Source organism: Pantoea wallisii, assembly GCF_002095485.1.
GTDB lineage: Bacteria > Pseudomonadota > Gammaproteobacteria > Enterobacterales > Enterobacteriaceae > Pantoea > Pantoea wallisii.
Genome location: NZ_MLFS01000033.1, coordinates 45,703 through 52,136 on the forward strand (window position 1 = coordinate 45,703; position 6,434 = coordinate 52,136).

The 6,434-nt window shown below is 56.9% G+C and carries 4 protein-coding genes and 1 pseudogene; 4 read left to right on the plus strand and 1 reads right to left on the minus strand.

Annotated elements, in window-relative coordinates; all coding sequences use genetic code 11:
- Positions 1-10: 10 nt before the first annotated feature.
- Positions 11-2,193, minus strand: a pseudogene (fadB, locus tag HA48_RS12925) (fatty acid oxidation complex subunit alpha FadB).
- Positions 2,194-2,378: 185 nt separating this feature from the next.
- Here fadB and pepQ point away from each other — a divergent pair.
- From pepQ to hemG, 4 genes are read left to right on the plus strand one after another with little or no spacing between them, the layout of a single operon-like run.
- Complete coding sequence (pepQ, locus tag HA48_RS12930; RefSeq protein ID WP_128601678.1) at positions 2,379-3,710, plus strand: Xaa-Pro dipeptidase; 1,332 nt, start codon at positions 2,379-2,381, stop codon at positions 3,708-3,710.
- On the plus strand, positions 3,710-4,327 hold the full coding sequence (locus HA48_RS12935) for an IMPACT family protein (RefSeq protein ID WP_128601679.1): 618 nt from the start codon (positions 3,710-3,712) through the stop codon (positions 4,325-4,327). The genes pepQ and HA48_RS12935 overlap by 1 nt, the downstream gene beginning before the upstream one ends.
- Before the next feature lie 27 nt (positions 4,328-4,354).
- On the plus strand, positions 4,355-5,806 hold the full coding sequence (gene trkH, locus HA48_RS12940) for a Trk system potassium transporter TrkH (protein WP_128601680.1): 1,452 nt from the start codon (positions 4,355-4,357) through the stop codon (positions 5,804-5,806).
- An 18-nt stretch (positions 5,807-5,824) separates the two neighbouring features.
- Positions 5,825-6,361, plus strand: a complete 537-nt coding sequence (hemG, locus tag HA48_RS12945) for a menaquinone-dependent protoporphyrinogen IX dehydrogenase (protein ID WP_128601681.1) — start codon at positions 5,825-5,827, stop codon at positions 6,359-6,361.
- Positions 6,362-6,434: the final 73 nt, after the last annotated feature.

The following is a 6,434-nucleotide window of genomic DNA, read 5'->3' on the forward strand; positions in this document are numbered from 1 at the left end:
ATTCATTACCTCAGGCACGTTGCAGCGCGGCTGCATCAATCGGTTGCACGGCGGGATACCAGCTCTGATGCTGATGGGCTTTCTGCACCAGCAACTCTGGCAGCGCATAGAGTGGGCCAAGTGCAGTGTAGCGTTTGGCCTGATCGAGCACATTGCTGAGACCCAGCGTATCCATATAGCGGAAGGCACCACCACGGAATGGCGGGAAGCCCAGGCCGTAAACCAGCGCCATATCGGCTTCGGCAGGGGAGGCAATAATGTTCTCTTCGAGACAGCGCACCACTTCATTAAGCATCGGTAGCATCATACGATTCGCGATCTCCTCATCGCTGAACACGCGCTTCGGTTCGCAAACCGGCTCCAGCAGCGCATCGACCGCGGCATCTGCGCGCTTCTGCGCTTTGCCTTTTTTGTCCTGTTCCCATTGGTAGAAGCCCAGCCCGTTTTTTTGTCCGTAGCGTTTGGCCTCAAACAGCACGTCGATGGCGTCGCGGTAATCTTTCTGCATGCGTGACGGGAAACCCTGCGCCATCACCTGTTGAGCATGATGCGCAGTATCAATGCCGACCACATCCAGCAACCATGCCGGGCCCATCGGCCAGCCGAACTGTTTCTCCATCACTGTATCAATCTGACGGAAATCGGCGCCGTCGCGCAGCAGCAGGCTAAAGGCGGCAAAGTAAGGGAACAGCACCCGGTTCACAAAGAAGCCCGGGCAGTCGTTTACTACAATCGGTGTCTTGCCCATTTTGCTGGCCCATGCCACCACTTTACTGAGCGTAGTTTCCGAGGTTTGCTCACCGCGAATGACCTCTACCAGCGGCATCCGCGGTACCGGATTGAAGAAGTGCATGCCGCAGAAGTTTTGCGGTCGCTTAAGCGCCTGCGCCAGCTGGCTGATTGGAATGGTTGAGGTATTCGAGGCGAGAATGGCATCGTCGCGCAGCTGCTGTTCGGTCTCCGCCAGCACTTTAGCTTTGATTTGGGGATTCTCCACCACGGCTTCGACCACAACATCCGCACGATCGAACCCGGCGTAATCCAGGGTTGGCTGAATGGTTGTGAGCACGCTGGCCAGCTTCGCACCATCAATTTTGCCGCGCGCCATCTGCTTGTTCAGTAGCTTGCTGGCTTCATTCATACCCAGCGTCAGCGCCTGAGGATTGATATCTTTCATCTTCACCGGCACGCCTTTCCACGCCGATTGATAGGCAATACCACCGCCCATAATGCCTGCACCCAGCACGGCTGCCTGCTGCGGTGCACCGACTGCGGCGCTGTGCTTTTTCGCCAGCCCTTTGACATATTGATCGTTGAGAAAGATGCCGACCAGCGCGCGCGCCACATCACTCTGCGCCAGCGGGACAAAGGCAGCGGTTTCCAGCTTCAGCGCATCATCGCGACCCAATCCGGCCGCTGCTTCAATGGTTTTCACCGCCGTCAGCGGCGCCGGATAGTGTTTGCCTGCGGACTGCAGCACCATACTTTTGGCGATGGTAAAACTCATTGCCGCTTCAATCGGGCTGAGCTTTAGCGGTGCCAGCTTGGGTGCCCGACGTGCCTGCCAGCTGCCCTGCGCAATGGCATCCTGCAGCATGGTGAGCGCCGCGCTGCGCAGTTTGTCGCTGCTGACGACCGCATCAACCAGGCCGAGTTTGAGCGCGGCGTAACCGTCAACATCTTTACCTGCTGCGATAATCTCCAGCGCGCTGTCGGCGCCGAGCAGGCGCGGCAGGCGTACGCTGCCGCCAAAGCCTGGCATAATGCCGAGTTTGGTTTCCGGGAGTCCAATGCGTGCAGCGGGCGTTGCCACGCGTAAATCCGTTGCCAGCACGCACTCGCAGCCGCCGCCCAGCGCATAGCCGTCGATAGCGGCAAGGGTTGGCACCGGCAGATCTTCCAGACGATTAAAGATGCTGTTGGCATAGGTAAGCCACTGGCTCAGCTGCGCTTCTGGCGCATCAAACAGCGATAAAAATTCGGTGATATCGGCACCGACGATAAACGCCGGTTTGGCCGAAGTGAGCAGCAAGCCACGCAGCGCGGGTTGCTGCTCCAGTACGCTCAGGCTTCGCCCAGCGCAGCGACAGTGTTGGTATCGAGTTTATTTACCGAACCGGGCGCATCAAAAACCAGCTCGGCGATGCCATCGTCAAGCCAGTGAACTGAAAGGGTATCGCCTTGGTAGAGCATGTCCGTCTCCTGAAACGCGAAAGGTGATCTGGTCATACCAGATGATCTGGAGTGTGGGTGTCATGTTAATTTTTTGCAAACGAGAGTTTGCTTATTTGATACAGCGATCACAGCGCGGGCAGCACGGCATCGGCCGCACGGCTGTGCTACACTGCGGCCACTTTCGCGACATCGGAGACAAGTCCATGGATTCACTGAAAACCCAGTATCATGCGCACATCAGGACGTTGCAGCAGCGCGCGCAACAGGTGCTGGCACGTTTTAAACTCGATGCGATGCTGATTCACTCTGGCGAGTTACTGACCGTATTTCTCGACGATCATGACTATCCGTTTAAGGTGAATCCACAGTTCAAGGCCTGGGTGCCGGTGACGCAGGTGCCGAACTGCTGGTTATGGATTGATGGCGTGAATAAACCAAAGCTGTGGTTCTACTCGCCGGTGGATTACTGGCATAACGTGGAGCCGCTGCCGGACAGCTTCTGGACCCACGATATTGAGGTAGTCGGCCTGAAAAAAGCGGATGATATCGCACAGCTGCTGCCCGCTCAGCGGGATAACGTGGCCTATATCGGCCCGGTGCCGGCACGTGCCGCCCAGCTGGGAATTCACAGCGAGCACACCAATCCGAAAGGGGTGATCGACTTCCTGCACTACCATCGCAGCATTAAAACTGACTACGAGCTGGCCTGTATGCGTGAAGCGCAGAAGCTGGCGGTGGCAGGGCATCGCGCTGCGAAGGAGGCGTTCTTCTCCGGGATGAGTGAATTCGATATCAACCTTACGTACCTCACCGCCACCGGGCACCGTGATACGGATGTGCCGTATGGCAACATCATTGCGATGAATGAACACGCGGCGGTACTGCATTACACCAAACTGGATCATCAGCCGCCGGCTAAACGTCACAGCTTCCTGATTGATGCGGGCGCAGAGTATCTCGGCTACGCCGCTGATTTGACGCGCAGCTACGCCGCGCAGAGCAAATCGCGCTACGCTGCGATGGTTGAAGCACTGAATAAAGAGGAGCTGGCGCTGATCGCCACGCTGAAAGCCGGCGTACGCTATACCGATTATCATCTGCAGATGCATCAGCGCATCGCGCGACTGCTGCTGAAATTTGAGCTGGTGAAAGGGTTAACCGAAGAGACGCTGGTGGCGGAAGATCTTACCGGTCCGTTCATGCCGCACGGCCTTGGCCATCCGCTGGGGCTGCAGGTGCATGACGTCGCAGGATTCATGCAGGATGAGAACGGCACGCATCTGGCCGCGCCATCGCAGTATCCGTACTTACGCTGTACGCGCGTGCTGGAGCCAGGCATGGTGCTGACCATCGAGCCAGGCTTCTATATTATCGATTCACTGCTGGCGAAGCTGCGCGGCGGCAAGTTTAGTCAGCACTTTGACTGGCAGGCTATTGATGCACTGAAGCCCTATGGCGGTATTCGCATCGAGGATAACGTGGTAGTTCACGCCAACCGTATCGAAAATATGACGCGCGACCTGCACCTTGCCTGATGGATGCTTACGACATTCCTGCTGAGGCGGTAAGCCTCAGCGAGGAGACCATAAAAAAAAGCCGCTTTATTACCTTGCTGGCACATACGGACGGCACAGATGCGGCGCGGGCGTTTGTGCAGCAGGTGAAAAGTGAGCATCCTGCTGCCCGGCATCACTGCTGGGCGTGGGTAGCCGGTGCGCCGGATGATTCACAGCAGTTGGGCTTCTCCGACGATGGCGAACCCTCCGGCACGGCGGGTAAGCCGATGCTGGCTCAGCTGATGGGTAGCGGCATCGGCGAGATCACTGCCGTGGTGGTGCGCTATTATGGCGGTATCATGCTGGGCACCGGCGGCCTGGTGAAAGCTTACGGCGGCGGAGTACAGCTTGGGCTGAAGCAGCTCGCACGCCAGCGTAAAGTCCCGATGCAATCCTTTACCCTGCAGTGCGAGTATGCGCAGCTGAGCGATATTGAGCGTTTGGTGCAGCGTTTTGACGGCAGAGTGGAAGAGAGCCATTATCTTGATCGCATCACGCTGCGCCTGGCATTGCCGCATCCGCAGATTACGGGCTTTACGCAAAACCTTTCTGACTATAGCCGGGGCGCGCTGGCGCTGATCCCGCTGAACAACTAAAAGCATCTGTTTAAAGGAAACGGCTGAATGCATTTTCGCGCCATTACCCGCATCGTGGGCCTGTTGGTAATTCTGTTCTCGGTGACGATGATCGTGCCGGGCTTAGTGGCTCTGATTTATCGTGACGGTGCCGGGCGGGCGTTCAGCCAGACCTTTATGATGGCGATCGTTATTGGTTCGCTGTTGTGGTGGCCGAACCGGAAGCAGAAAACGGAGCTTAAGCCGCGTGAGGGCTTTCTGATTGTGGTGCTGTTCTGGACTGTGCTGGGCAGCGTGGGGGCGATGCCGTTTATCTTCGCTGAGCAGCCGCACCTTTCGGTGACCGATGCGTTCTTTGAATCCTTTTCCGGTTTAACCACTACCGGCGCGACCACGCTGGTGGGGCTGGATACGTTACCCAAAGCGATTCTGTTCTACCGCCAGATGCTGCAGTGGCTTGGTGGCATGGGGATCATCGTACTGGCGGTCGCCATTCTGCCGATTCTTGGCGTCGGCGGGATGCAGCTGTACCGTGCGGAGATGCCCGGCCCCCTTAAAGATAACAAAATGCGTCCGCGTATTGCCGAGACGGCAAAAACGCTCTGGCTGATCTACGTGTTGCTAACCGTGGTGTGCGCAGTGGCGCTGTGGCTGGCGGGGATGCCGATGTTTGATGCCATCGGCCACAGCTTTTCCACCATTGCTATTGGCGGGTTCTCTACACACGATGCCAGTATCGGCTATTTTAACAGTCCGACCATCAACACGATTGTTGCCGTGTTCCTGCTGATCTCTGGCTGCAACTATGGTTTGCACTTCTCCCTGCTCAGCGGCCGTAACCTGAAAGTGTACTGGCGCGATCCGGAATTCCGGATGTTTATCGGCGTACAACTGACGCTGGTAATTATCTGCACCCTTGTGCTGTGGTTGCATAACGTTTACGACGATGGCTGGCAAACGCTCAACCAGGCATTTTTCCAGGTGGTTTCATGGGCGACCACGGCGGGGTTCACCACTGACAGCATTGCGCGCTGGCCACTGTTTTTACCGGTACTGTTGCTCTGTTCGGCGTTTATCGGCGGAATGGCCGGCTCGACCGGTGGCGGTCTGAAGGTGATCCGCATTCTGCTGCTGTTCAAACAGGGCTCGCGTGAACTGAAGCGGCTGGTGCACCCCAATGCGGTTTACACCATTAAGCTGGGGAACCGTGCGCTGCCGGAACGCATTCTGGAAGCGGTGTGGGGCTTCTTCTCCGCCTATGCTTTAGTGTTCCTGCTGAGCATGCTGGCAATTATCGCCACCGGCGTTGATGACTTCTCTGCGTTTGCCGCTGTGGCCGCCACGCTGAACAACCTCGGGCCCGGCCTGGGGGTGGTGGCCGATAACTTTGCCTCCATGAACGATGTGGCGAAGTGGATTTTGATCTCCACCATGCTGTTTGGGCGCCTTGAGGTGTTTACGCTGCTGGTGCTGTTCACGCCAACCTTCTGGCGCGAATAACTGAAACAGGATTAAAAGATGAAAGCGTTGATTCTCTATTCCAGCCGTGACGGGCAGACCCGCGAGATCGCGGCGCGTATCGCACAGGCGCTCGCCCCACAACAGCTTTGTGATGTGCTGGACCTGGCCGTTGCACAGCAGGTGGATTGGGCACAGTACGATCGCGTACTGATCGGCGCATCGATCCGTTACGGGCATTTCCAGCCGGCATTGATGAAGTTTGTCACTGCGCATCAGGCAGAACTGCAAAAGCGGGTCAGCGGCTTCTTTAGCGTAAACCTGACGGCGCGCAAAGCGGATAAGTGCACGCCGGAGACGAACGCTTATACACGTAAGTTTCTGGCACAGTCGCCGTGGCAGCCGGATTGCTGCGCAGTGTTTGCCGGAGCGCTGCGCTATCCGCGTTACCGCTGGGTTGATCGCATCATGATTCAATTCATTATGCGTATGACGGGCGGTGAAACAGATACCCGTAAAGAAGTGGAGTACACGGACTGGCAGAAAGTCACCGCCTTTGCCCGGGATTTCGCACACTTACCAGGCAAATTGTTGTGAAATAGAGCGTAGTGGTGAAATTTAGGCCGAACGATCATTTTTTTGCAATAAACCCTTGTCAGCCAGAATTAAC